Below are 22,110 nucleotides of genomic sequence, written 5' to 3' on the forward strand. Positions count from 1 at the left end.
AGTCTGCTCATCGTGCCGCGGAGTCCGCTGCCTCCTGGCTCCCCAGCCACTCTGTGAACCGCGGACCGATGACCTCGGCGTCTGCTCCGGGAACCAGCGCCCCGTTCCGGAAGGCCCGCCCCATCGAGCCCGGGATCGGCACCGGGACCGCGACCACACCCCGGTCGGGCAGGGACTGCGTCATCTCCCAGAGTGTCATCGTCTCCGGGCCCGCAACGTCGACCGCTGTCTCGGTCCGGAGGCCCGTGGCGACGTCGGCGACGACCGTTGCGACGCTGTCGAGTGCGACCGGCGCGATGGTCATGCCGGGCACGAGTGCGAACGGCCCGGTCCGCATCCGCTCGAGGTGCTGTCGCGCGAACTCGAACCACTGTGTCGAGCGCACGATCGTGAGTCGCGGGCTCACGTCCCTCGCGATCTGCTCCTGAGCGGTCTTGCCGGCGAAGTACCCGTAGCCCTGCACCGCGGGCAGCGTGCAGTTGACGATCGACAGGAGCACGTGGTGCGCCTGGAGGTCCGTCGCGGCTGCGGCGATCGCTCGTGTCGAGTGGCCGAAGAAGTCGGTGGCGCGCCGCCGGCTCGTGGTGAACATGCCGGTCGCCTCGACGATGACGTCAGCTCCCGCCAGTCGCTTCGTGGCGTCGTCACGGAGCACGTCGAAACCGGTCGCTCGCGAATGTCGCGTCACGTCGCACCCCCGTGCCTGCAGCGCCCGTTCGATCGCGCGTCCGGAAGCGCCCCCACCCACCACAGCAACCTGCATGCCGTCCCCCTCGTGACTCTACAGATGTAGAGGATACTACGATCGACTGGTGTCCGAGCGGCGGAAGTCCCTGGCAGACGCTGGTCTGCGGCTGGTCGCACGCGAGGGCGTGCGCGCGCTGACGCACCGGGCGGTCGACGCAGAGGCCGGGGTCCCAGCGGGATCGACCTCGTACTACGCGCGGAGCCGGAACGAACTCACGGCCCTCGTGGTCGCTCGGATCTCCGAACGCCTCGCGACCACGCTCGAGACCGTGGCCGTGCCTCCCGTCCTCGACGTCGATGCCGCGACCGGCATCGCGGAGGGGTTCCTCGAGACACTGGCGCGCGAGCACGATGCCCAGGCAGCGCGACTGGCGTTGCTCACCGAACTGCGGGCCGACGATGCGGTGCGGACGCCCCTGACCGCGGCGGACCCCGTCCGCGCCGCACTCATCGCCACCGCAGAGCAGATCCTCCGGGCGCTGGGCGTGCCCGATGCCCCTGCGGCCGCGGTCGACTTCGTCGGCCTGGTCGACGCGCTCCTGCTCTACCGCATCGCTCGCGTCGGCCCGATCGACTCACGTCGCGTCCTCACCGCCTACCTCGGAGGTCTCGCATCGCGGTGACGGAGAGATCGATCCCTAGGGATGGTTCAGCGATCAGAACAGCGGCTCGATGAGGTGCGGCCCGTCGTTCCGCACGCTGTTCACCGTCCGCGCGACCTCGTACTGCTCGAGGCCCGCCGCGACCTCCAGCGACTCCCGGTCGAGCAGCGCGAGCAGGTCGTCGGTGCCGGCACCGTCGCCGAGCCAGGCGTCGTAGCCGTCGGGGGTCAGGAACGCCGGCATCCGGTCGTGCACCTCACCCGGAGCGACGTGGGCGTCCCGCGTGATGATCGCGAGCGACAGTCGCCACTTGTCCGGGTCGTCCTCGGGCTTCGTGGGGTCGGGCCAGGCACTGACGACACCGGCCATCGCCAGCGCTCCGCCGGGCTCGTGGACGAAGTGCGGCTCCTTGCCGTCCTCCCGCACGACCCACTCGTAGTAGCCCTGCGCCGGCACGATGCACCGGTTCGTCGCGAACGCCCGCTTGAACATGCCGCTCGTGGCGACGGTCTCGATGCGGGCGTTGATCGGCTTCGGGCGCTGCTTCTGGAAGTCCTTCGCCCAGCTCGGTACGAAGCCCCAGCTGATCTGCGGCAGTTCGCGCTGCCCGTGCCGCTGCCGGACCGCGTACACGGGGTCGGTCGGCGCGACGTTCCAGCTCGACGCGAGGCCGGCGTGGACCTCGCCGGTGTCCTCGTCGACGTGCTCGGTGCGCGCCGCGAGCTCCCCGACGAGTTCGGGCAGCAGGTCAGCGGTGGTGTCGGAGACGACGAAGCGGCCACACATGAGCCCAGTGTGCACGGAGCCGCTGACGTGCGCGCTGGTCACAGTGCGCTGTAGCCCGCTGGCAGCGCCCCGCGGCCCGACAGCGCCCGCAGCAGCAGCGGCCCGTCCCCACGCCGGACCGCCGCCTCGGCGAGCAACAGACTGGAGGCCCGCACCGCCTCCACCGGCACCGCGACGTCCACGACGTGGCCGGCTCCGGCGACCGCACGCACCAGGTCGTCTCCGTGCACGACGAGTTCCAGCACCCGGGTGCGGAGGTACTCGTCCACGGGGAGACGGAGGCCGCCCACGACGGTGATGCGGGCCTCCCGGCCGGCGGTGTCGACCGCAGCGAGTGCGCGGTCACGAGCCAAGGCCACCGCAGCTGCCGGTTCGGAGCCGAGCGCAGCGCCGGCGGCGACGCCCCGGGCGGCGACGTCGTCGGGGTCGGCGACGGAGCCCGCGGTGGCGCGGAGGTAGCCGACGGCGTCCACGACGTCGTGGGACTCGTCGGGGGAGTCCTTCGCCGACAGGTAGGCGGCGACGGTCAGCAGTGCCCGGTTCGTGTGTCCGACGAGGGCGCGGACGTCCCAGACGCCGAGCGCCGGGGCGGTCCAGAGCGGGGGGTCGTCCGCCGGCGTCGGCAGGGCATCGACGACCTCGACGAACCAGGCCGCAGTCGTGGCGAAGAGCTGGCGGGGGACCATGCGCTCATCCTGTCCCGAGTGACGCCTGGCGTCACCCGTCTCCCGGGTCAGTCTCCGGGCAGCCCGATCTTCGATCCGGACGGGAACCGGTTGCGTTCGGTCGGGGGCGTGGCCGGGGTCTCGGACGGCGGTGACGCAGCGGCGGCGCGGTGCGCACGCTCGGTCCGGCCGAGCTGCCAGAACGTGGCGGGGAGGGTCCAGACGACCAGGAGTGTCATCGTGAAGCCCACCGTGGCCCGTTCGCCGGTGGTGAGCAGCGCGATGCCCGCGAGCGAGCAGCCGATCAGGACCGCTGCGGCCCGTGCGACGTCGACCACGAGTGTCCGCCGCACCAGTGCCGTGTCGTGCAGGACGTCGGTGCGGTCCTCGGGTCGCATCTCGGGCGGCTGCCGGACCAGGTAGCGCTGCACGGAGGCGCGGGCCAGCCGCATCGTCTCGGGCCGGACCGTTTCGTTGTCGATCGTGGCAAGCGGCTCCTGGGTCTGCGCGAGCGGGAAGCACCCGACGGTGACCAGGCCGGCCGCCAGCGAGGTGAGCACCACCACGATCGTCGCCCGGACGGGTCCGGAGTCGATCCAGCCGGTGTTCACGGCAGTGAGGCCGAGCACCAGGGCTGCGAGGAGCCCCACGACGATGCCCCCGATGACGGCTCGTCGGAAGCGCTTCGGCGAGACGTCCTCGCCGAACCGCGCACGGAACACCTGCCACCCCAGTCGGAACACGGCCCCTGTCTACCGGCTCCCGCTGAGGATCGCTCGGACACGCCCGGCCATCTGCGGTGGTGCGGCGCCCCGGTCGCGCGACCCCGGGCCTCCACAGCGATCGTCCAGCGACGGTCGATCACCTGGCGGCATGAGTCTCGACATCGTCTACACCGCAGCCGCCCACGCCACCGGAGGCGGCCGCGACGGACACGTCCGCACCGAGGACGACCGCATCGACCTCGACACCCGACCGCCGAAGGAGATGGGCGGCAGCGGCGAGGGTACCAACCCCGAACAGCTCTTCGCCGCCGGGTACGCGGCCTGCTTCCTCGGCGCGCTGCACGCCGCCGGCCGTGAGCTGACGCTGGACACCACCGGCGCCGAGGTCTCCGCCGAGGTCAGCATCGGCGGCAACGGCTCGGGCGGCTTCGGCCTGGCCGTCGAGCTCGACGTCTACGCACCGAGCGTCGCCGGACCCGAACGACAGCGGCTGGTCGAGCTCGCGCACACCATCTGCCCCTACTCGAACGCCACGCGCGGCAACATCACGGTGACGCTCTCGCTCGTCGACTGACGCGCCCGCGGTGCTCACCGCTCCCTAGGCTGGAGCGGTGAGCCCCGACCGCTGCCCCTGCCTGAGCGGCAACCCCTACGACGAGTGCTGCGGCCCCCTCCATGCCGGTGCGCCCGCACCCACCGCCGAACGGCTGATGCGGTCGCGGTTCTCCGCCTTCGCGCTCGGCCTGCCGGAGTACCTGCTCCGCAGCTGGCACCCGCGCACCCGGCCGGAGTCGCTCGACCTGGACCCCGGGCAGCGCTGGACGCGGCTCGACATCGTCGGCACCCGGTCGGGAGGCCCGTTCGACTCCGCCGGCACCGTCACCTTCCGCGCATGGTGGCGCTCCGACACCGAGCGCGGGACGCTCGAGGAGACGAGTGACTTCGTCCGCGAGTGCGGGCACTGGTACTACGTGGACGGTGTTGTGGTCTGACGGCGGTGGGCGGGGCGTGTGCCGTCCGTCTGGGCGTCCGCCGAGACGCCGGTGTCTCGGTGAGACGCCGCGGTCTGCCCGAGACGCCGCGGAAGTCGGGGGCGTCTCGGGCGCTCGGCGGCGCCGGACGGAGACGGGGGCGTCTCGCCGTGGCCCGCGTCAGCCGATGGTCTCCGGCAAGCCCACGGCAGCGCGCATGGCCCGGCGGACCTCGGCCTCGGCGGGCAGCAGTTCGTCCTCGTCCCCGGTCAGGAAGAAACGGATCTGCCCGATCGCCTGCTCGCTGAGCATGTCGAGGCCGTTCAGCACCCGGCCGCCCGCCGCCGTCCACGCCGTGGCGGCCCGGGTCGGCCACGGCTCGTACGCCACGTCGAACAGCACCGCGTCCGGACCGGACGGCACGAGGGGCAGTTCGTCCGCCGCGCCCCCCGGCAGCGTCGACACCACGAAGCCCATCGGGTCCGCCGAACCGAGGTCCTGCAGGTCGTGCACCTCGAGCGTCACACCGAGTCGAGCCGCCAGCAGCACCAGGTCACTCGCCTTGGCGGTGTCGCGCAGGAACACCCGCACCAGTGAGGCGCCGAGTCGCAGTGACGCGGTGAGGGCGCTCGCCGCGGTCGCCCCGCCGCCCAGGATGGTGGCCTCGCCCGGCACGTGACCGAGCGCCGCGACCGGGCGGACGATCCCCTCGACGTCGGTGTTCGCACCCGCCAGGACGACCGACGAGCCCTCGCGGCGGAACGCGACCGTGTTCGCGACTCCGAGCTCGTCGACGAGCGGGGTCATCCGGTCGAGCAGGGGGAGCACCTCGCGCTTCAGCGGCATCGTGAGACTGAGGCCACGCCACTCGGAGCCGAGCCCCGCGACGAACGCGGCGAGCCCACCGGAGGCGACCTCGTGCCTCCCGTACGAGAACGGCACCCCGAGCACGTCGTAGGCCGCAGCGTGCAGCGTGGGGGAGAGCGAGTGCGCGATCGGGGAGCCGAGAACGGCGAGTTCCGTGCGGTCGGCGTCAGGGAAGGTGAGGGCCACGCGCGCAGCCTATCCAGGCAGGCCCCGGCGCCCACCCGGGCTGCGAACCCTTAGGTTAGGCTACCCTTCGTGATCCGATCCTCCCTCTCCAAGCGCCGTTCCGGGCGTGTGCTCGCCGCGGCCGGCGCCGTCGTCGCAGCCGCGCTCGTGCTGGCCGGGTGCTCCTCGTCGAGCCCCTCGTCCTCGTCGTCCGCCGCCGGCTCGTCCGACGGCGCCTTCCCCGTGTCGATCACGACCGGGCTCGGCACCACGACGATCGACTCCGCCCCCAAGCGCGTCGTCGCCCTCGGCTGGGGAGACGCCGAGACCGCCCTCGAACTCGGCGTGCAGCCCGTCGGCGCCAGTGACTGGCTCGCCTTCGGCGGCGACGGCGTCGGCCCGTGGCTCAAGGGGGCGTACAAGAAGTCCCCGAAGATCATCAAGACGCTCGAGCCCAGCTACGAAGACATCCTCAAGCTCAAGCCGGACCTGATCCTCGACGTGAAGTCCTCGGGCGACAAGGACCGCTACGACAAGCTGTCCGCCATCGCCCCGACCGTCGCGATCCCGAAGGGTGGCGAGAACTACCTCACCTCCACCACGCAGCAGGTCGACATGATCTCGAAGGCTCTGGGCAAGGAGTCCGAGGGCAAGAAGCTGCTCAGCGACCTCGACGACTCGTACGCCGCCGCACGCAAGGCGCACCCCGAGTTCTCGGGGAAGACGGCCGCGATCGGCGCGTACACGTCCGAGGGCTTCGGCGTCTACGCCTCCCGCGACAGCCGCGCGACGTTCATGCAGAACCTCGGCTTCACGATCCCGTCCGCGATCGACAAGGCCGCCGGCAAGGAGTTCTCGGTCTCGCTGTCGAACGAGAACCTCGATCTCCTCGACGCCGATCTCACCGTCGTGCTGCCGATCTACGTCGACGCGTCGAAGGCCACCGCGGACCCGCTGTTCCAGAAGGTGCCGTCGGTCGAGGCCGGGCACTCCATCGTCGTGGACGACTCGGACGTCTCGAACGCGTTCTCGCTCGGGACGACCGCCGCGATCGAGTGGGCGCTGAAGCGGCTGCCGGACGAGTTCGCCTCGAAGCTCGGCTGAGGCCGGGGGGCGCCGGGCGCCGGGCCGCCGCGGGCGCTGCGGGCGCCGGAGCCGCTGCGGGCGCCGGAGCCGCTGCGGGCGCTGGGGCGCCACGGCGCTGCGCCTGGCGGGCGCTGCGCGGCGCGAGCGGGACCCGCACAACCGGAACCGGCCCGCACCACGGGATGTCGTGGTGCGGGCCGGTTCGTGTTGTGCGTGGGTGCCGCGGCAGCGGGCGGCGCGCCGGTGGGGCGCCGGACGCGGGCCGGTCCGCGCGGGGTGGGGCGGGCCTCCAGGCCGGGCGCGTCGCGTGCCGGACGGGAGGTGCGGGTCAGGATCCGGCGAGCGAGCCCACGAACGCGAACAGGAGCGCGAGCAACGGGAAGGCGCCCTGCATCGACGCGGACCGCAGGTACTTGCGGCCGGTGCCGACGAGGACGACGGCAGCGCCGAGCATGCTCGCGCACGAGAAGACGACGAGCGTCCAGCCGGTCGCACCGTTGCCGGCGAGCACCATCACGACGCCGAGGATCGCGCCGATGGCCAGGAACAGGTTGTAGAAGCCCTGGTTGAAGGCGAGCGAGCGGGTCGCCTGCGCCTCGGCCTCACTCGAGATGTTGAAGATGCGTCGAACCCGGGGGCTCGTCCACGCCACCGACTCGAGGAAGAAGATGTACGCGTGCACCAGGCCCGCCAGGACCGCGAAGACACCGGAGATCGCCAGCAGAACCGTCATGATGACCATCCTCCCAGCATCGGGACGATCGTGCGGTCACATCTCGTCCGTGACCCCCTCGATCAGTAGGCTCTGACCATGAACGAGGCCCGAGGGACGACCGATGACGACGCCGTGGCCGAGCTGCAGGGCATCCGGCAGAGCATCGACAACATCGACGCTGCCGTGATCCACATGCTCGCCGAACGGTTCAAGTACACGCAGCGGGTCGGGTACCTCAAGGCCGCAGCGGGCATGCCGGCTGCGGATCCCTCGCGCGAGCAGACTCAGGTCGCCCGGCTCCGGGCCCTGGCGGAGGAGTCGCACCTCGACCCCGCCTTCGCCGAGAAGTTCCTCAACTTCATCGTCGCGGAGGTCATCCACCACCACGAGCGCATCGCCGTCGGTGAACTGTGACCCTGCCGCCGCTGCACCTGCTGATCGGCTCGTACACGCCGACCGGGGGCGGCAACGCGACCGGCATCTCGATCCTCGACGGTGACGTGGTGTCGACCGTCGCGGTGCTCGACGACCCGTCGTTCCTGGCGGTCGACGGGGACCGGGTCTACGCGGTCTCCGAGACGATCGACGGCGGGGTCCACGCGTTCCGCCGGTCCGGGTCCGCGCTCGAGCACCTGTGGGACGCCCCCGCCGGTGGGGACGCACCCTGCCACGTCCGGGTCGACCCCTCGGGGGCGCTCGTCGTCACGAACTACGTCTCCGGGACGGTGACCGCGGTGTCGCTGCAGGTGGCGGAAGCGTATGCGGCGTCGTCTGCGGGTGCGGTGCACGGCGGTGGCGCTGGCGCTGGGGCTGGCGTGGACGCCGGCGCGAGCGCTGCGGTGCACGGCGTCGCGGGGCAGGGCGCCGGTGTGTCCGCCGTGCTGCCCGACGCTGCCCTCGCGACCGAGGTCCTGCCCGACGCCACCGGCCCCGACGAGGACCGACAGGAAGGCCCGCACGCCCACCAGTCGATCGCCACACCGGACGGCACCGTGCTGGTCGCCGACCTCGGTGGGGACGCCCTGCACGAGTTCCGGATCAGCGCCGACGCCGGCTCGGTCTCGATCGAACCGCTGCGGGTGCACCACGTCACCCCGGGCGCCGGACCGCGGCACATGGCCTGGGTCGACCGGGACCTGATCGTCGCGGGCGAACTCGACGGGCGGGTGTACCGCCTCCGCCGCGACGAGTCCGGGTCGTTCCGGGATGTCTGCGCCACCTCCGTCCTGAACGGCCCCGATGTGCCCTCGCTCCTCAGCCACATCGAGGTCGACGAGCGCGGCCTGGTCACCGTCGCCGTCCGGGGCCGCGACCAGATCGTGGTGCTCGACACCGCGGACGACGGGCTCCACGTGGTCGGGGCTGCCTCGGCCGGCGGGGTGTGGCCGCGCCACTTCGCCCGGGTGCCCGGCTACCTGCTCGTCGCGAACCAGATGTCGGACGCGGTGGCGGTGCTGCCGGTCGGGGACGACGGCGTGCCGGGGGAGGCGGTCGGGCAGATCGCCGTCGGTAGCCCGGCCTGCATCATCCCGCTGGGGTAGCCGGTCTGCGTCCCGGGTGACCAGCCTTCGCTGTCCGCTCCGGCGCAGTGGTCAGGCCTGGTCCAGGCCGTGCCTGCTCGACCGCCGGGTCAGGCCTGTTCGACCGGCAGGTCGATGACGTTCTCGAAGGCCCGGCCCTCTGCCAGTGCTGCGACCTGACGCCGGATCAGGTCGAGCGACCGCGGGATGCTCAGATCCGTGTTGCCGCCGACGTGCGGCGTCAGCACGGTGTTCGGTGTCGTCCAGAGCGCGTGGTCGGCGGGCAGGGGTTCCGGATCGGTGACGTCGAGCGCCGCCGAGATCCGGCCCGAGCGGAGTTCCGCCACCAGAGCATCCGTGTCGACGACCTTGCCGCGCGCGACGTTCACCACGAGCGCGCCGTCGGGCAGTGCGGCGAGGAGGTCCGCGTCCACCAGCCCCTCGGTCTCGTCGGTGAGTGGCGCGATGAGCACGAGGACGTCCGTCGTGCGGGCGAGTTCCGGCAGTTCGCCGAACGCATGCACCTGCCGACCGTCCTGCTCACGAGCGGTCCGGGCGACGACGGTGACGTGGGTGCGGAACGCCTCGAAGCGCGTCGCGATGGCCGAGCCGATCGCGCCGTAGCCGACGACGGTCACCCGGCGGTCGGCCAGCGACCGTGTCTCGCGGGCGTCCCACCGCTGCTCGGCGCGGTCGAACTGGAACGCGGCGATCTCACGCAGCGAGGTCAGCGCCAACCCGACGGCGAGCTCGGCGGTCTCGTCGTCGTGGATGCCGCGGCCGTTCGCCAGCCGGGCATGACCGGGCACGTGCGGGGTCGCCCACTCGTACCCGGCACTCGGCAGCTGCAGCAGCTCGAGGTTCGGCAGGTCGTGCACGAACTGCCACCGGTGCCGTCCGCCGAAGTAGAACGGCAGGAACGCGATGGCGACCTGGTCAGCCCGGGCGTACGGCGCCTCGACGTCCCAGACGTCGAGCTCGATGCCGTCCGGCGCCGGGCCGAAACCGTCGACCAGTTCCGGCAGGGGCAGCGTGACGATCGGCACCGGGGTCAGGAGTCCGTGCGCGGAGAGAAGGAGCCGTGGTCGTCGAGCGGCCCGCGACCGACGTAGCCCTCGGTGACGTTCTCCTTGATGACGTCGCCGAAGTACGACGGCAGGGTCGCGCCGTGTGCACCACGGAGCTCGTCGATCGTCGCCTCGAACGCACCCTGGACCTCGAGCGAGCCCGACGCGGCGTCGGTCACACCGATGCGCAGCACCGGGTAGCCCCGGCCCGTGCAGAGGCCCTGGAATCGCACGTCGTCCTCGCGCCGGACGGTCACGATGACGCGGCCCGTCGACTCGGAGAACAGCGCGGTCGCGGTGTCCACGCCGTCGCGGGACTCGAGCTCGTCGAGCACGACGCGGGCGCCGAGCCCGAAGCGGAGCACCGACTCGGCGAGGGTCTGGCCGAGGCCGCCGTCCGCCAGGTCGTGCGCGCTGGTCAGCAGCTGCTCGTCGGCCGCGGCGGCGATGAGCTCCGCGAGCGCCTTCTCGCGCCCGAGGTCGACCATCGGCGGACGCCCACCGAGGTGGTCGTGCACGGTGCCGGCCCAGGCCGAACCGTCCAGCTCGAGGCTCGTGGTGCCGAGCAGGTAGATGTTGTGGCCGTCGTCCTGCCAGCCCGAGGGGATGCGCTTGGCGACGTCGTCGATCACGCCGAGGACACCGACGACGGGCGTCGGGTGGATCGGGGTGCCACCGGTCTGGTTGTAGAACGACACGTTGCCGCCGGTCACCGGGATGCCGAGTTCCATGCAGCCGTCCGCCAGGCCTTCGACGGCCTCGGAGAACTGCCACATGACCTCGGGGTTCTCCGGCGAGCCGAAGTTCAGGCAGTCGGTGACCGCCGCGGGGACGGCACCGGTGACGGCGACGTTCCGGTACGCCTCGGCCAGGGCCAGTCGGGCGCCCTGCTTCGGGTCGAGCTGGCAGTAGCGGCCGTTGGCGTCCGTGGCGATCGCGACGCCGAGGCCGGTCTCCTCGTCGACGCGGATCATGCCGCCGTCGTCGGGGAAGGACAGCGCGGTGTTGCCGAGGACGTACGTGTCGTACTGGTTCGTGACCCAGCGCTTGTCGGAGAGGTTCGGCGACCCGAGCAGCTGCAGGAACTGCGCCTTGAGGGCCGGGCCGGTCTCCGGACGGTCGAGCGACTCGGCGCCGTCGGCCTGCAGCGCGTCGATCCAGGTCGGGTAGGCGACCGGGCGGTCGTACACGGGGCCGTCGACGGCGACGGTGCGCGGGTCGACGTTGACGATCTCCTGGCCCTGCCAGTCGATGACGAGACGGCCGGTGCCGGTGACCTCGCCGAGCACGCTGGTCTCGACCTCCCACTTGCCGACGACCTCGAGGAAGGCGTCGAGCTTGTCGGGGCGGACGACCGCCATCATGCGCTCCTGGCTCTCCGACATGAGGATCTCCTCTGCCGTGAGCGACGGGTCGCGGAGCAGGACGTCGTCGAGGGAGATGTGCATCCCGCCGTCGCCGTTGCTGGCGAGTTCGCTCGTCGCGCAGGAGATGCCCGCGGCGCCGAGGTCCTGGATGCCCTCGACGAGCTCTTTCTGGAACAGCTCGAGGCAGCACTCGATGAGGACCTTCTCGGCGAAGGGGTCGCCCACTTGGACCGCAGGACGCTTGGTCGGGCCGCCCTCGGTGAAGGTGTCGGACGCCAGGATCGAGGCCCCGCCGATGCCGTCGCCACCCGTGCGGGCACCGAAGAGCACGACCTTGTTGCCCGCGCCGGAGGCGTTCGCCAGGTGCAGGTCCTCGTGACGCAGGACGCCGACCGCCAGTGCGTTCACCAGCGGGTTGCCCTGGTACACCGGGTCGAAGTAGGTCTCGCCGCCGATGTTCGGCAGACCCAGGCAGTTGCCGTAGAACGAGATGCCGCCGACGACCCCGTGCACGACGCGTGCGGTGTCCTCGTGGTCGATCGCACCGAAGCGGAGCTGGTCCATCACCGCGACCGGACGGGCACCCATCGAGATGATGTCGCGGACGATGCCGCCGACACCGGTGGCCGCGCCCTGGTACGGCTCGACGTAGGACGGGTGGTTGTGCGACTCGACCTTGAAGGTCACCGCCCAGCCGTCGCCGACGTCGACGACGCCGGCGTTCTCGCCCATGCCGACCATCAGGTTCTTGGTCATCTCCGGCGTGACCTTCTTGCCGAACTGCCGGAGGTAGTTCTTGCTCGACTTGTAGGAGCAGTGCTCGGACCACATGACCGAGTACATGGCGAGCTCACCCGAGGTGGGGCGGCGGCCGAGGATCTCGCGGATCTTCGCGTACTCGTCGGCCTTCAGCCCGAGTGCCGCGTAGGGCTGTTCCTTGTCGGGCGTCTCGGCGGCGTCCTGGACGGTGTCGGGCTTCGGGCGGACGGGCGTGGTCACGGTGTTGTCGTTCCCTGTCACTGGAGTCGCGGGCGCTGGAGTCGCGGTCACTTGACGAGCGCGCGCTCGATCACGGAGGTGAAGAAGGTGAGGCCGTCCGTACCGGAGGCCATGGCCGCGCGGGTGTCCGGGCCGAACCCGGGCTCCGTCGCGTGCTCGGGGTGCGGCATCAGGCCGACGACGTTGCCGCGCTCGTTCGAGACACCGGCGATGTCGTCGATCGACCCGTTCGGGTTGACGCCGACGTAGCGGAAGACGACCTGACCGTTGTCCTCGATGCGCTTGATCTCGTCCGCATCGGCGACGAACCGGCCGTCGGCGTTCTTCAGCGGGATGGTGATCTCCTGCTGCGCGTCGAAGCCCGAGGTCCAGGCGGTGTCGGCGTTCTCGACGCGGAGCACCTGGTCGCGGCGGATGAACTGCTGGTGGGCGTTCCGCGTGTGTGCGCCGGGGACCAGACGGGCCTCGGCGAGCATCTGGAAGCCGTTGCAGATGCCGAGCACGGGCATGCCCTTGCCGGCGACGTCGATGACCTCGGCCATGATCGGTGCCTTGGCGGCGATGGCACCGGCACGGAGGTAGTCCCCGTACGAGAACCCGCCCGGCAGGACGATCGCGTCGACACCCTGGAGGTCGTGGTCACCGTGCCAGAGCGCCACCGGCTCCGCCCCGGCCAGACGCACGGCACGCTGGGCGTCGCGGTCGTCGAGCGAGCCGGGGAAGGTGATGACCCCGATGCGCATCGTCACTCGACGACGCTCACGGAGACGACGTCCTCGATGACTGCGTTCGAGAAGACGTCGACCGCGATCTCGCGGACCTCGGCGAGCGTGGCGTCGTCGACGGGACCGTCGACGGACACCTCGAATCGCTTGCCGATGCGGACGTTGGTCAGGTCGTTCTTGCCGAGGCGGGCCAGGGCGTTGCCCACGGCCTTGCCCTGGGGGTCGAGGATCTCGGCCTTCGGCATGACCTCGACGACGATCGTTGGCACGTGTTCACTCCAGCACAGGGGTCGGGTGGGGACGCGTCCAGTCTAGGTCCAGCGCACGGCGCGTCGGGCGCTTGTGGAGAACTGGTCCACGACGTACTATTCCAAGTCGAACATTCGGCTTCGACCGTTCGATCCACTCGCACGTCCACACACCCCCGGGAGGCACGGTGTCGGAACTGACGCCCCTCGCCTACGCGGCACTCGGGCTCCTGAACGAGGGGCCCACCCACCCCTACGAGATGTTCCAGACGATGGTGCACCGACGGGACGCCCGGAACGTCAAGGTCCGGCCCGGCACGCTCTACCACCAGGTCGGACGACTCGTCGAGCTCGGTCACGCCCAGGCAGTGGGTACCGAGCGCGAGGGGAACCGGCCCGAGCGCACGACGTACGCCATCACGGACCAGGGCAGGACGGTCCTCCACGACGGTCTGCTCCACCTGCTCACCGAGCCCGCGGACGAGTACCCGGTCTTCCACCTGGCCGTCGCCGAGATCGAGAACATCGCGCGCGACGAGGCGGTCTCCGCCCTGTCCGCACGTGCTTCCGCCCTCGAGCGCAAGCAGGCCGAGACGGACGAGATCCTCGACGTCGTCCTGGCCAAGGACCTGCCCGAGCGGTACTGGCTGGACGTGTCGTACGTCCGTGCCATGCTCGCCGCGCAGATCGAGTGGTTGCACGCCACCGTCGCACGCATCGAGCGTGGCGACGTCCCCTGGGGCGGTCCGGATCCCGGACCCCACGCCCCCGCAGACAACACGATGAACAGCAACAGCAAGGACACCACTCGATGACATCCGCATCAACCGCCGCCGACCTGGAGCACGGCAAGAAGCCGTGGCCAGCGCTCTGGGCACTCGTCGTCGGCTTCTTCATGATCCTCGTCGACTCGACGATCGTCTCGGTCGCGACGCCGACCATCGCCAAGGCGCTCGACGCCGACATCAACGCCGTCATCTGGGTGACCAGCGCCTACCTGCTGGCGTACGCCGTGCCCCTGCTCATCACCGGGCGTCTCGGTGACCGCTTCGGCCCGAAGGTGCTCTACCAGGTCGGGCTCGTCGTCTTCACCCTCGCCAGCCTGTGGTGTGGTCTCGCCGGGTCGATCGAGATGCTCATCCTCGCCCGCGTCGTGCAGGGCCTCGGCGCCGCGATGATGACCCCGCAGACGATGTCCGTCATCACGCGGATCTTCCCGCCGCAGAACCGTGGCGCGGCCATGGGCCTCTGGGGTGCCGTCGCCGGTGTCGCGTCGCTCGTCGGCCCGATCGTCGGCGGCCTGCTCGTCGACGGCTTCGGATGGGAGTGGATCTTCTTCGTCAACGTCCCCGTCGGCATCGTCGCGTTCGTCCTCGCGCAGAAGTTCGTCCCGTCCTTCGAGCGCCACGGTCACCGCTTCGACTACCTCGGCATCGTGCTCTCCGCCGTCGGTCTGTTCTTGCTCGTCTTCGGCATCCAGGAGGGCGAGACCTACGACTGGGGCACCATCACCGGCCCGATCTCGGTCTGGTCGCTGATCATCGCCGGCATCGTCGTGCTCGTCGCGTTCGTCGTCTGGCAGGGCGTGCAGAAGGGCGAGCCGCTGCTGCCCCTCGGCCTGTTCAAGGACCGCAACTTCACCCTGGCGAACATCGCGATCACCGCGGTCGGCGTCGCGATCTCGTCCTTCGCGCTGCCGATCATGCTCTGGGCGCAGGACGTCCTGCGCTTCTCGCCGACCCAGGCCGCACTGCTGCTCGTGCCGCAGGCGGTCATCTCGGCCGGCCTCGCGCCGTTCGTCGGCAAGAAGCTCAACGTCTGGAACCCGCGTTGGGTGGCGTCCTTCGGCCTCGCCTGCTTCTCCGGTGGCCTGTTCTGGTTCGGTGCGCTGATCGCAGCCAACGCCGACTGGGGCTGGGTGCTCCTGCCGAGCGCCCTGCTCGGCCTCGCCAACGCCTGCATGTGGGGACCGCTGTCCGTCTCCGCCACGCGCAACCTGCCGCCGCGTCTGGCCGGTGCCGGCTCGGGTGTCTACAACACCACCCGTCAGATCGGTGCGGTGCTCGGTTCCGCCGGCATCGCCGCCCTGATGGAGGCCCGCATCACCGCCGAGTTCCCGCAGCAGTCCGGCGGTTCCGGCGCTGGTGCCGAGCAGACCGGGTCGCTGCCCGGGTTCCTGCTCGAGCCGTTCTCGCGAGCCATGGGCCAGTCCCTCGTCCTGCCGGCCGTCGTGCTCATCGCTGCGATCGTGGCCGCGCTGTTCCTGGCGAAGCCGAAGCAGACCGTCGCCTGGAAGCAGACCGGTTCGGTCGCCACGCAGCCCGACGGGTCCGCCGACGCGGCTCCGGCCGACGGCGAGCGGGAGCACGTCGGTGCCCACGCCGCGGCCGCCGCACCCGCGACCGCCGCGGACGAGCTCGCCGCCGGGCAGCACCCGGGCAAGCACGTCGAGGCGTAGTCCGAGCGTCCTGCACCACCGGAACCCCGGTCCCTCCTCGAGGGGCCGGGGTTCCGTCGTGTCGGGGGGCCTGGTGTCTGGGGGTCTCGCGGGTCCAGGCCGGTCGGCGTGGTTGCCGAGCGGGCGGAAGTGCGCCGCTGGCGTCCGCGGAACCGGGGGATTCCGCCCGCTCGCGGGGTGCGCGGCCCGTGGACCGTCGCCGAGGCGGGCGGAGGCCAGCGAGCGGGCGGGAACGCGCCTCCCGGGTCGCCCGCCTCAGGCGATTCCGCCCGCTCACCCCGTCACGCGCACTTGCCGGCCAGCCCGGGAGGCCCGCCCCGCGTCGAGCGGGCGGATTCTCACCCCCTGTGCTCGCGGCACCCGGTTCTTCCGCCCGCTCGCGCGCAGCGGACGCCCGGCGCGGGTCGAACGGGCAGATCCGCGCGGCTCGAAGCCCTCAGACCCTTGTGTTCCGCCCGCTCGCGCCGGCAGGCCGGACCTCCGGGCAGCCCGCGCTGCCCACGCCGCGCGCGCCCCACCCCTCAGGGCCGACGCTGCAGGTGCTCCCGCGTCAGCGCGTCCATCTGCTCGTCCGTCAGGTCGTCGACCTCGCGGGCCTCGCGGCGGTCGGAGCGCTGCCACCGGATGAAGAGGGCGATGAGCACGGGGACGTCCGCCACCTCCGCGATGAACCACAGCAGGTCGCCCGCCAGGTGCTGGTCGCGCAGCGGCGACGGCGCCCACGGCACGTGCAACGCCACCCGTCCGGCTCCGTCCAGCACGTGGTCGCTGACGCGCATCACGACCGCTGGTACCGCGTCGAGCACGAGCTCCACGAACGCCAACAGGAACTCGGCGGTGGCGAAGGCAGAGGAGCGGAGCACCCCGACCTCGGACAGCGGCGCGAGCAGGCCGAAGCCCAGGACTGGCACCAGGACGGTGATCCCCACACTGCTCAGCAGGGACTGCCGGAGCACGGCTGCCAGCGGGGTGAGCATCACGCAAAACAGCGCGAGGGCGACCAGCGGCGAGACGATCGCGTTGCCGAGGAACCGTGCCGGGCGCGACCGCAGGACGGCGTCGGCGGATTCGGCGAGGTGGGTCGGGCCTCCCGTCCGCAGCAACGCGAACGGGCCGGACAGCGCGGCGAAGGTGGGGACCGCGAAGAAGAGGACGGCGATCCGCAGGACGAAGGCCCACCGCAGCTGGCGGTCGTACTGGCCGACGATCCCGAACTGCACGACGGCGAACAGGGCGAGTGCGGCGACGAACGCCAAGGTCCGCCACCACGGCCAGCGAGCGCCGCGGCGGCGTGCGGCGACCAGGCCGGCGCCGTACGCGACGGCGGCGACGACGAGGAGCGCCGCCGCCAGGGGGTCGACGTGCCAGGTGCTCCAGAACTCGGAGGGTGACGGCGTGGGGTGCCTCCCGGTGGTCGCGCTGCGGGAGACATCTTCCTCCGGCCGGGAGGCGCGACCCGGCTCCGGCAGATGAGGATCCCTACATGGTCCGCACGCCCCGGGCCGCGACCGTCTTGCTCAGCAACCCCGTGCCGACCGGGATGGCGACCGCTCCGAGGAGCGCGAGCGGGAACGAGAGGTGCAGCTGCATCACCGCGAACGCCGGGCCGATCGTGCAGAGCGCCGCGACCGCGAGGACCGGCCAGGCCGGGCGGTCCGCACCGGGGACGAGGCGGGGGAGCGGGCGGTCGAAGCGCCGGACGGCCCGGGCGACGCCGAGGGTGGCGGCGAGCAGGACGACCACCGCGATCACACGGGTGGCCCACCAGGTGCGCGAGCCCGGGTCGGGGAACGGCAGCCCGACGAGCAGCCCGATGCCGTTGAGCAGGATGAAGAGCGGCAGGTGCCACAGGTAGATCGTCATGCCGTCGCGGCCGAGCAGGAACACGACGGCCTGCGCGGGACGGGTGTGCATCAGCCGTGTCAGGGGAGCGTGCACGAGCTGGACCAGGCAGGCCTGCCCGACCGCGAGCAGTGCCAGCGGCAGCATCGGCGGGTTGAGGTCCTGCAGCATGTCCGGCGCCCAGAGTCCGACCGAGGTGAGCGGCACGAGGACGGCGTAGGCGACGACCGCGACCCCCGCCAGCAGGAGCTTCGAGCGTCGGGCGAACCAGCCGTCGGCCCAGAGGAACCCGAGCTGCTGGGCGAACAGCCACACCGGGCCGAGGTTGAGCAGCCCGACCTCGGCGACCCCGGTGGCGAGCCGGACGCCGTCGACCGCCGCGGCCAGCAGGAGCAGCACCGCCAGCGTGCGCCACGGGGCGGTGGCGTGCAGCCGGGCCATCAGCGGCACGCAGCACTGGGTGATGCCGTAGGCGGCGAGGAACCAGAGCGGCGACCCGATCCCGAACGCCAACTCACCCAGCAGGTCCGCCGGTGTGCCGAGGACGGTTGCGATGCCGAGCCCGACCGCGAGCACCGCGAACAGGGGCACCGCGGGCCGGTACAGCCGCACGAGCCGGGTCGCCACGTAGTCCCGCGCCCCACCACCACGCGCGACGGTGCTGCGCCAGCCGACCGCGCTCGCGAAGCCGCCGACGACGAAGAAGAGGGGCATGACCTGGCCGATCCAGGTCGCCGCCACGTACCAGGGCAGTTCCTGCAGCGGGCTCGTCACCCGGAGGCCCGCGGCGTCGGAGCCGACGCCGACCATCGTGACGTGCACGAAGACGACGAGGACGACGCAGGCCGTCCGGATGAGGTCGACGACCAGGTCCCGCTGCGCGATGGCCCCCCGGACGTCCTGAGCGGTGTTCGCCGACGTGTCGGCCTGCTGCATGGACATGGCAGGACGCTACCGGTCGTTCCACCCCTCCCAGGCAGGGTTCAGCCGATCGCGACACGATCGTGACACATTGCATTCCGGGAGGCGCATGTGTCGCCTGCAGGACCGCCTCCGCCGTGTACAGTGGGCGTTGTCTTGAATCCTGCAAGAGAAGGGCTCCGCATGGTCGACGACACCGAACTGCTCCGCGGAGCCGGCCTCCGCGTCACCGCGCCGCGTCTCGCCGCCCTCCGGGCCATCGAGACCCGACCGCACACCACCGCCGACGACCTGGTCACGGCGCTCGCCGCCGAACTCCCGACCACCAGTCACCAGGCGGTCTACGGCGTCCTCGGCGCACTGACCGGCGCCGGACTCGTGCGCCGCATCGAACCGGCGGGCAGCCCCGCCCGCTACGAACGGCGGACGGGCGACAACCACCACCACATCGTCTGCACCATGTGCGGTGCGATCGGTGACGTGGACTGCGCCGTCGGACACGCGCCGTGCCTGACGCCGTCCGAGACCCACGGCTTCGCCGTCACCACCGCCGAGGTCACCTACTGGGGGATCTGCGAGCAGTGTGCGGCAGCCGAGCAGAGCGGCATCGACACCGATGCCGTAGCTGCGAATCGACCCGAGCCATCCTGACCGAACCTACGTTCCACCTGAGGAGGAACCGTGTCCGACCAGAACACGCCCACCACCACGACCAACAGCGGGGCCCCGGTCTCCAGCGACCAGCACTCCATGGGAGTCGGGGCCGACGGCCCCCTCGCCCTGCACGACCACTACCTGGTCGAGAAGCTCGCCCAGTTCAACCGTGAGCGCATCCCGGAGCGTGTCGTCCACGCCAAGGGCGGCGGAGCGTTCGGTACCTTCACCGTCACGCACGACGTCTCGCAGTACACGCGTGCCGCGTTCCTCCAGCCCGGCCAGACCACCGAGATGCTCGCCCGCTTCTCGAGCGTCGCCGGTGAGCAGGGCTCGCCCGACACCTGGCGCGACCCCCGTGGCTTCGCGCTGAAGTTCTACACGTCCGAGGGCAACTACGACCTCGTCGGCAACAACACCCCGGTGTTCTTCATCCGTGACGGCATCAAGTTCCCGGACTTCATCCGCTCGCAGAAGCGCCTGCCGGGCTCCCACCTCCGCGACCACGACATGCAGTGGGACTTCTGGACGCTGTCGCCCGAGTCGGCGCACCAGGTCACGTGGCTCATGGGCGACCGCGGCCTGCCGGCCAGCTGGCGGAACATGGACGGCTTCGGTTCGCACACCTACCAGTGGGTCAACGCCGAGGGTGAGCGCTTCTGGGTGAAGTACCACTTCATCACCGAGCAGGGGCACAAGACCCTGACGCAGGAGGACGCCGACCGCATCGCCGGCGAGGACGCGGACTTCCACATCCGCGACCTCCACGAGGCCATCGAGCGCCAGGACTTCCCGCGCTGGACCCTCAAGGTGCAGGTCATGCCCTACGACGAGGCGGCCGAGTACCGCTTCAACCCGTTCGACCTGACGAAGGTGTGGCCGCACGCGGACTACCCCCTCATCGAGGTCGGCACGATGGAGCTCAACCGCAACCCGGAGAACTACTTCGCGCAGATCGAGCAGGCGACCTTCGCCCCCTCGAACTTCGTGCCCGGCATCGCGGCCAGCCCGGACAAGATGCTCCTCGCGCGCATCTTCAGCTACGCGGACGCCCACCGCTACCGCGTCGGCACGAACCACGCGCAGCTGCCGGTCAACGCCCCGAAGAACGAGGTGCACTCGTACTCGAAGGACGGCGGAATGCGCTTCGACTTCCAGAAGTCGGAAGTCCCCGTGTACGCGCCGAACTCGCTCGGTGGCGCCCACGCCGACCCGACCGCGACCGATGACGCCCCGGGCTGGGAGTCCGACGGTGCGCTCCAGCGCTCCGCCGCGACCCTGCACCCCGAGGACGACGACTTCGGCCAGGCGGGCACGCTCTACCGCGAGGTCCTCGACGACGCAGCGCGCGAGCGTCTCGTCGGCAACATCGCCGGCCACGTCTCCAAGGTGACGCGCGACGACCTGCGCGAGCGCGTGTTCGCCTACTGGACGAGCGTCGACCCCGACCTCGGTGCGCGCGTCCGTGCGGCCGTCGCGCCGAGCGCGCCGGGTTCGAACGAGGACCCGCAGAAGGTCGCCGTCGAGGCGTAGCAACTGGGTCACAGACGGGAGGCGCGGTGCGAGTTCGACTCGCACCGCGCCTCCCGTCTGTGGTCTGTCGGCCCGCCTGCTCGGCGCAGGCGGCGCGCCGAGCGGTCGAGACTGCCCGCTCAGTTCCGTCGAGTGGTCAGCAACCGTCGTTCCGGGAGGCCCGGTGCGACCGTTCCTGACCGCTCGGCGACCGCAGGCGGGCGCGTCGGGATCGGGTCTCTCAGACCTGCTGGCCGTTGAGGAGGATCGGACCCTCCGGCCAGTCCTCGAGCCGGGCCGTCACCGGCCGGACCATCCAGCCGCCCTGCTCGGTCTCGACGACGCCGGCGCCCTCCGCGGTGAAGGCGCTGAAGGTGCCGATTGCCTCGGGGAACTCGTGCCAGCCCAGGTGTGCGTAGAAGGGGATCCGGTCCTCGCCAGCACCCAGGAAGCCGTACGGCACGCGGAGCCCGTCGAGCACGTCGTGGACACGTTCCATCAGCTCGCGACCCACCCCGGTGCCCTGCAAGCGTGGTGAGACACCGACCAGGCCGGTGTCGCCCACCAGGACGTCCTCGCCGCCGACCGTGACGAACATCCGGCGGATGCCGACGTGGGCCAGGACGACGCCGTCCTCGGTCCGGCCGAGCACGCGGCGCTCGGGTTGCATCCCGGACCAGCTCCGGCTTCCGACGTACCAGTGCGACCAGCTCGGGAACGCCTGCGCCAGCATCGCTGCGATCGCCTCGTGGTCGGTGAGCGTCAGTGCGCTCTCCTCGACCACCTCCCACCGGATGTCTTCGCTCATGTTCCCATCTTGGGCTATTCGAGATGCGACATGAACAGTTGCGTCTGCCGCTGAAGGGTAATACGTTGCACATCACTGCGAGGGGCTCGCAGAGATGGAGGGAATGGACATGATCACGAAGTTGATCCTCGGCGCAGCCGTCGTCGGCACGCTCGTCAGTGGCACGGTGGCGCTCGACGCCGCGACCGCACCCCGGGCAGAGGCGGCGGCCTGCTACGGCTCGGTCAGCATCTGGAAGGGCAAGAACAACACGTGTTCGTCGGCCCGGCACTGGGATGCGATCAGGAACAGCGACCCGCGGTACGGCGCCTGGGTCGGGCGGGGCAAGTACTCGACGCAGAACGCCTGTTGGGCGAACGTCGTGTCGTACGGCATGACGGCCAAGTAGATGAGCGGGCGTGATCGCGGTCGTGTCTGCAGGGCTCTCGTCGGCGCGGCCGTGGTCTCGCTCGTCGCCGCGGGGTGCTCGAGTGCGAATGCTGGGCCGATACCGACGCCCGAGATCGACGCGCCACTCGGATCTGCCGGCCGGTGGGAACCTGAATTTCGCGAGGCGCTGTCACTCGGCGTCTCAGATTACGAAGCAGGCGTGTTGAGTGACGGGAGGGTCACAGCCGCTGAGCTCGAGGAAACTCACCGTCGCGTTGACCGATGCCTGGC

At 71.2% G+C, this 22,110-nt stretch carries 24 protein-coding genes; 11 read left to right on the forward strand and 13 right to left on the reverse strand.

The annotated features are described in order from the left end of the window. Window positions 1-7: 7 nt before the first annotated feature. Complete coding sequence (locus DEI97_RS02900; RefSeq protein WP_220039200.1) at window positions 8-688, reverse strand: SDR family oxidoreductase; 681 nt, start codon at window positions 686-688, stop codon at window positions 8-10. Between the two features lie 124 nt (window positions 689-812). On the opposite strand from DEI97_RS02900, the gene DEI97_RS02905 reads away from it, so the two are divergent. Further along, a complete protein-coding gene (locus DEI97_RS02905) occupies window positions 813-1,370 on the forward strand; it encodes a TetR/AcrR family transcriptional regulator (RefSeq protein WP_220039201.1) in 558 nt (185 codons plus the stop codon). A gap of 33 nt (window positions 1,371-1,403) precedes the next feature. Here the strand turns inward: DEI97_RS02905 and DEI97_RS02910 are convergent, their stop codons facing one another. From DEI97_RS02910 to DEI97_RS02920, 3 genes are read right to left on the reverse strand one after another with little or no spacing between them, the layout of a single operon-like run. Then, window positions 1,404-2,135, reverse strand: a complete 732-nt coding sequence (locus tag DEI97_RS02910) for an SOS response-associated peptidase (protein WP_111074876.1) — start codon at window positions 2,133-2,135, stop codon at window positions 1,404-1,406. Between the two features lie 38 nt (window positions 2,136-2,173). Then, window positions 2,174-2,821, reverse strand: coding sequence for a maleylpyruvate isomerase N-terminal domain-containing protein (locus tag DEI97_RS02915; RefSeq protein WP_111074877.1), 648 nt, complete (start codon window positions 2,819-2,821; stop codon window positions 2,174-2,176). A gap of 47 nt (window positions 2,822-2,868) precedes the next feature. Next, window positions 2,869-3,543: a hypothetical protein gene (locus tag DEI97_RS02920; protein WP_111074878.1), complete on the reverse strand. Its 675-nt coding sequence runs from the start codon at window positions 3,541-3,543 to the stop codon at window positions 2,869-2,871. A gap of 130 nt (window positions 3,544-3,673) precedes the next feature. On the opposite strand from DEI97_RS02920, the gene DEI97_RS02925 reads away from it, so the two are divergent. Both DEI97_RS02925 and DEI97_RS02930 read left to right on the forward strand, forming a co-directional pair. Next, complete coding sequence (locus DEI97_RS02925; RefSeq protein ID WP_111074879.1) at window positions 3,674-4,099, forward strand: organic hydroperoxide resistance protein; 426 nt, start codon at window positions 3,674-3,676, stop codon at window positions 4,097-4,099. 37 nt (window positions 4,100-4,136) lie between these two features. Beyond that, window positions 4,137-4,517, forward strand: coding sequence for a YchJ family protein (locus DEI97_RS02930; RefSeq protein WP_111074880.1), 381 nt, complete (start codon window positions 4,137-4,139; stop codon window positions 4,515-4,517). 159 nt (window positions 4,518-4,676) lie between these two features. Here DEI97_RS02930 and DEI97_RS02935 read toward each other — a convergent pair whose 3' ends face one another. Further along, entirely contained in the window at window positions 4,677-5,549 is an 873-nt protein-coding gene (locus DEI97_RS02935) for a shikimate dehydrogenase family protein (protein ID WP_111074881.1), read from the reverse strand. 69 nt (window positions 5,550-5,618) lie between these two features. Between DEI97_RS02935 and DEI97_RS02940 the strand changes: the two genes are divergently transcribed. Continuing rightward, complete coding sequence (locus tag DEI97_RS02940; protein WP_258376703.1) at window positions 5,619-6,632, forward strand: iron-siderophore ABC transporter substrate-binding protein; 1,014 nt, start codon at window positions 5,619-5,621, stop codon at window positions 6,630-6,632. A gap of 310 nt (window positions 6,633-6,942) precedes the next feature. On the opposite strand, the gene DEI97_RS02945 is transcribed toward DEI97_RS02940, so the two are convergent. Continuing rightward, window positions 6,943-7,347: a DUF1304 domain-containing protein gene (locus tag DEI97_RS02945; protein ID WP_181439244.1), complete on the reverse strand. Its 405-nt coding sequence runs from the start codon at window positions 7,345-7,347 to the stop codon at window positions 6,943-6,945. Between the two features lie 78 nt (window positions 7,348-7,425). On the opposite strand from DEI97_RS02945, the gene DEI97_RS02950 reads away from it, so the two are divergent. Both DEI97_RS02950 and DEI97_RS02955 read left to right on the forward strand, forming a co-directional pair. Further along, on the forward strand, window positions 7,426-7,743 hold the full coding sequence (locus DEI97_RS02950; RefSeq protein WP_111074883.1) for a chorismate mutase: 318 nt from the start codon (window positions 7,426-7,428) through the stop codon (window positions 7,741-7,743). After that, window positions 7,740-8,870: a lactonase family protein gene (locus DEI97_RS02955; RefSeq protein ID WP_111074884.1), complete on the forward strand. Its 1,131-nt coding sequence runs from the start codon at window positions 7,740-7,742 to the stop codon at window positions 8,868-8,870. Before DEI97_RS02950 ends, DEI97_RS02955 begins: the two co-directional genes overlap by 4 nt. Before the next feature lie 89 nt (window positions 8,871-8,959). Here the strand turns inward: DEI97_RS02955 and DEI97_RS02960 are convergent, their stop codons facing one another. Genes DEI97_RS02960 through purS form a run of 4 tightly spaced genes read right to left on the reverse strand, consistent with a single transcriptional unit; the run spans window position 8,960 to window position 13,276 of the window. After that, complete coding sequence (locus DEI97_RS02960) at window positions 8,960-9,895, reverse strand: 2-hydroxyacid dehydrogenase (RefSeq protein WP_111074885.1); 936 nt, start codon at window positions 9,893-9,895, stop codon at window positions 8,960-8,962. A 5-nt stretch (window positions 9,896-9,900) separates the two neighbouring features. Beyond that, a complete protein-coding gene (purL, locus tag DEI97_RS02965; protein WP_258376704.1) occupies window positions 9,901-12,282 on the reverse strand; it encodes a phosphoribosylformylglycinamidine synthase subunit PurL in 2,382 nt (793 codons plus the stop codon). Window positions 12,283-12,329: 47 nt separating this feature from the next. Beyond that, window positions 12,330-13,025, reverse strand: coding sequence for a phosphoribosylformylglycinamidine synthase subunit PurQ (gene purQ / locus DEI97_RS02970; RefSeq protein WP_111074887.1), 696 nt, complete (start codon window positions 13,023-13,025; stop codon window positions 12,330-12,332). A gap of 2 nt (window positions 13,026-13,027) precedes the next feature. Further along, window positions 13,028-13,276, reverse strand: a complete 249-nt coding sequence (purS, locus tag DEI97_RS02975; protein WP_111074888.1) for a phosphoribosylformylglycinamidine synthase subunit PurS — start codon at window positions 13,274-13,276, stop codon at window positions 13,028-13,030. A gap of 167 nt (window positions 13,277-13,443) precedes the next feature. Between purS and DEI97_RS02980 the strand changes: the two genes are divergently transcribed. Both DEI97_RS02980 and DEI97_RS02985 read left to right on the forward strand, forming a co-directional pair. After that, on the forward strand, window positions 13,444-14,070 hold the full coding sequence (locus tag DEI97_RS02980) for a PadR family transcriptional regulator (RefSeq protein WP_111074889.1): 627 nt from the start codon (window positions 13,444-13,446) through the stop codon (window positions 14,068-14,070). After that, window positions 14,067-15,713 carry a DHA2 family efflux MFS transporter permease subunit gene (locus DEI97_RS02985; RefSeq protein ID WP_253467221.1) on the forward strand — a complete coding sequence of 549 codons (1,647 nt, stop codon included), beginning with the start codon at window positions 14,067-14,069 and terminating at the stop codon, window positions 15,711-15,713. Before DEI97_RS02980 ends, DEI97_RS02985 begins: the two co-directional genes overlap by 4 nt. Before the next feature lie 521 nt (window positions 15,714-16,234). Here DEI97_RS02985 and DEI97_RS02990 read toward each other — a convergent pair. Both DEI97_RS02990 and DEI97_RS02995 read right to left on the reverse strand, forming a co-directional pair. Further along, window positions 16,235-17,065: a cytochrome c oxidase assembly protein gene (locus DEI97_RS02990; RefSeq protein WP_111074890.1), complete on the reverse strand. Its 831-nt coding sequence runs from the start codon at window positions 17,063-17,065 to the stop codon at window positions 16,235-16,237. Window positions 17,066-17,192: 127 nt separating this feature from the next. Continuing rightward, window positions 17,193-18,497, reverse strand: coding sequence for an acyltransferase family protein (locus tag DEI97_RS02995; protein ID WP_111074891.1), 1,305 nt, complete (start codon window positions 18,495-18,497; stop codon window positions 17,193-17,195). A gap of 162 nt (window positions 18,498-18,659) precedes the next feature. Here DEI97_RS02995 and DEI97_RS03000 point away from each other — a divergent pair, with 162 nt between their 5' ends. Both DEI97_RS03000 and DEI97_RS03005 read left to right on the forward strand, forming a co-directional pair. Further along, window positions 18,660-19,127, forward strand: coding sequence for a Fur family transcriptional regulator (locus DEI97_RS03000; protein WP_111074892.1), 468 nt, complete (start codon window positions 18,660-18,662; stop codon window positions 19,125-19,127). A gap of 30 nt (window positions 19,128-19,157) precedes the next feature. Next, window positions 19,158-20,663, forward strand: coding sequence for a catalase (locus DEI97_RS03005; protein WP_111074893.1), 1,506 nt, complete (start codon window positions 19,158-19,160; stop codon window positions 20,661-20,663). Between the two features lie 220 nt (window positions 20,664-20,883). On the opposite strand, the gene DEI97_RS03010 is transcribed toward DEI97_RS03005, so the two are convergent. Continuing rightward, window positions 20,884-21,450, reverse strand: coding sequence for a GNAT family N-acetyltransferase (locus DEI97_RS03010; protein WP_111074894.1), 567 nt, complete (start codon window positions 21,448-21,450; stop codon window positions 20,884-20,886). Window positions 21,451-21,559: 109 nt separating this feature from the next. Between DEI97_RS03010 and DEI97_RS03015 the strand changes: the two genes are divergently transcribed. Continuing rightward, window positions 21,560-21,838: a hypothetical protein gene (locus DEI97_RS03015; protein WP_146248139.1), complete on the forward strand. Its 279-nt coding sequence runs from the start codon at window positions 21,560-21,562 to the stop codon at window positions 21,836-21,838. Window positions 21,839-22,110 lie beyond the last annotated feature (272 nt).

The organism is Curtobacterium sp. MCLR17_032, assembly GCF_003234795.2.
Taxonomy (GTDB): domain Bacteria; phylum Actinomycetota; class Actinomycetes; order Actinomycetales; family Microbacteriaceae; genus Curtobacterium.

Coding starts and splice junctions, on each gene's coding strand:
- DEI97_RS02910 (WP_111074876.1), bottom strand. CDS start 2,135: ATGTGTGGCCGCTTCGTCGTCTCCGACACCACCGCTGACCTGCTGCCC.
- DEI97_RS02915 (WP_111074877.1), bottom strand. CDS start 2,821: ATGGTCCCCCGCCAGCTCTTCGCCACGACTGCGGCCTGGTTCGTCGAG.
- DEI97_RS02925 (WP_111074879.1), top strand. CDS start 3,674: ATGAGTCTCGACATCGTCTACACCGCAGCCGCCCACGCCACCGGAGGC.
- DEI97_RS02945 (WP_181439244.1), bottom strand. CDS start 7,347: ATGACGGTTCTGCTGGCGATCTCCGGTGTCTTCGCGGTCCTGGCGGGC.
- DEI97_RS02950 (WP_111074883.1), top strand. CDS start 7,426: ATGAACGAGGCCCGAGGGACGACCGATGACGACGCCGTGGCCGAGCTG.
- purQ (WP_111074887.1), bottom strand. CDS start 13,025: ATGCGCATCGGGGTCATCACCTTCCCCGGCTCGCTCGACGACCGCGAC.
- DEI97_RS02985 (WP_253467221.1), top strand. CDS start 14,067: ATGACATCCGCATCAACCGCCGCCGACCTGGAGCACGGCAAGAAGCCG.
- DEI97_RS02995 (WP_111074891.1), bottom strand. CDS start 18,497: ATGTCCATGCAGCAGGCCGACACGTCGGCGAACACCGCTCAGGACGTC.
- DEI97_RS03000 (WP_111074892.1), top strand. CDS start 18,660: ATGGTCGACGACACCGAACTGCTCCGCGGAGCCGGCCTCCGCGTCACC.
- DEI97_RS03010 (WP_111074894.1), bottom strand. CDS start 21,450: ATGAGCGAAGACATCCGGTGGGAGGTGGTCGAGGAGAGCGCACTGACG.
- DEI97_RS03015 (WP_146248139.1), top strand. CDS start 21,560: ATGATCACGAAGTTGATCCTCGGCGCAGCCGTCGTCGGCACGCTCGTC.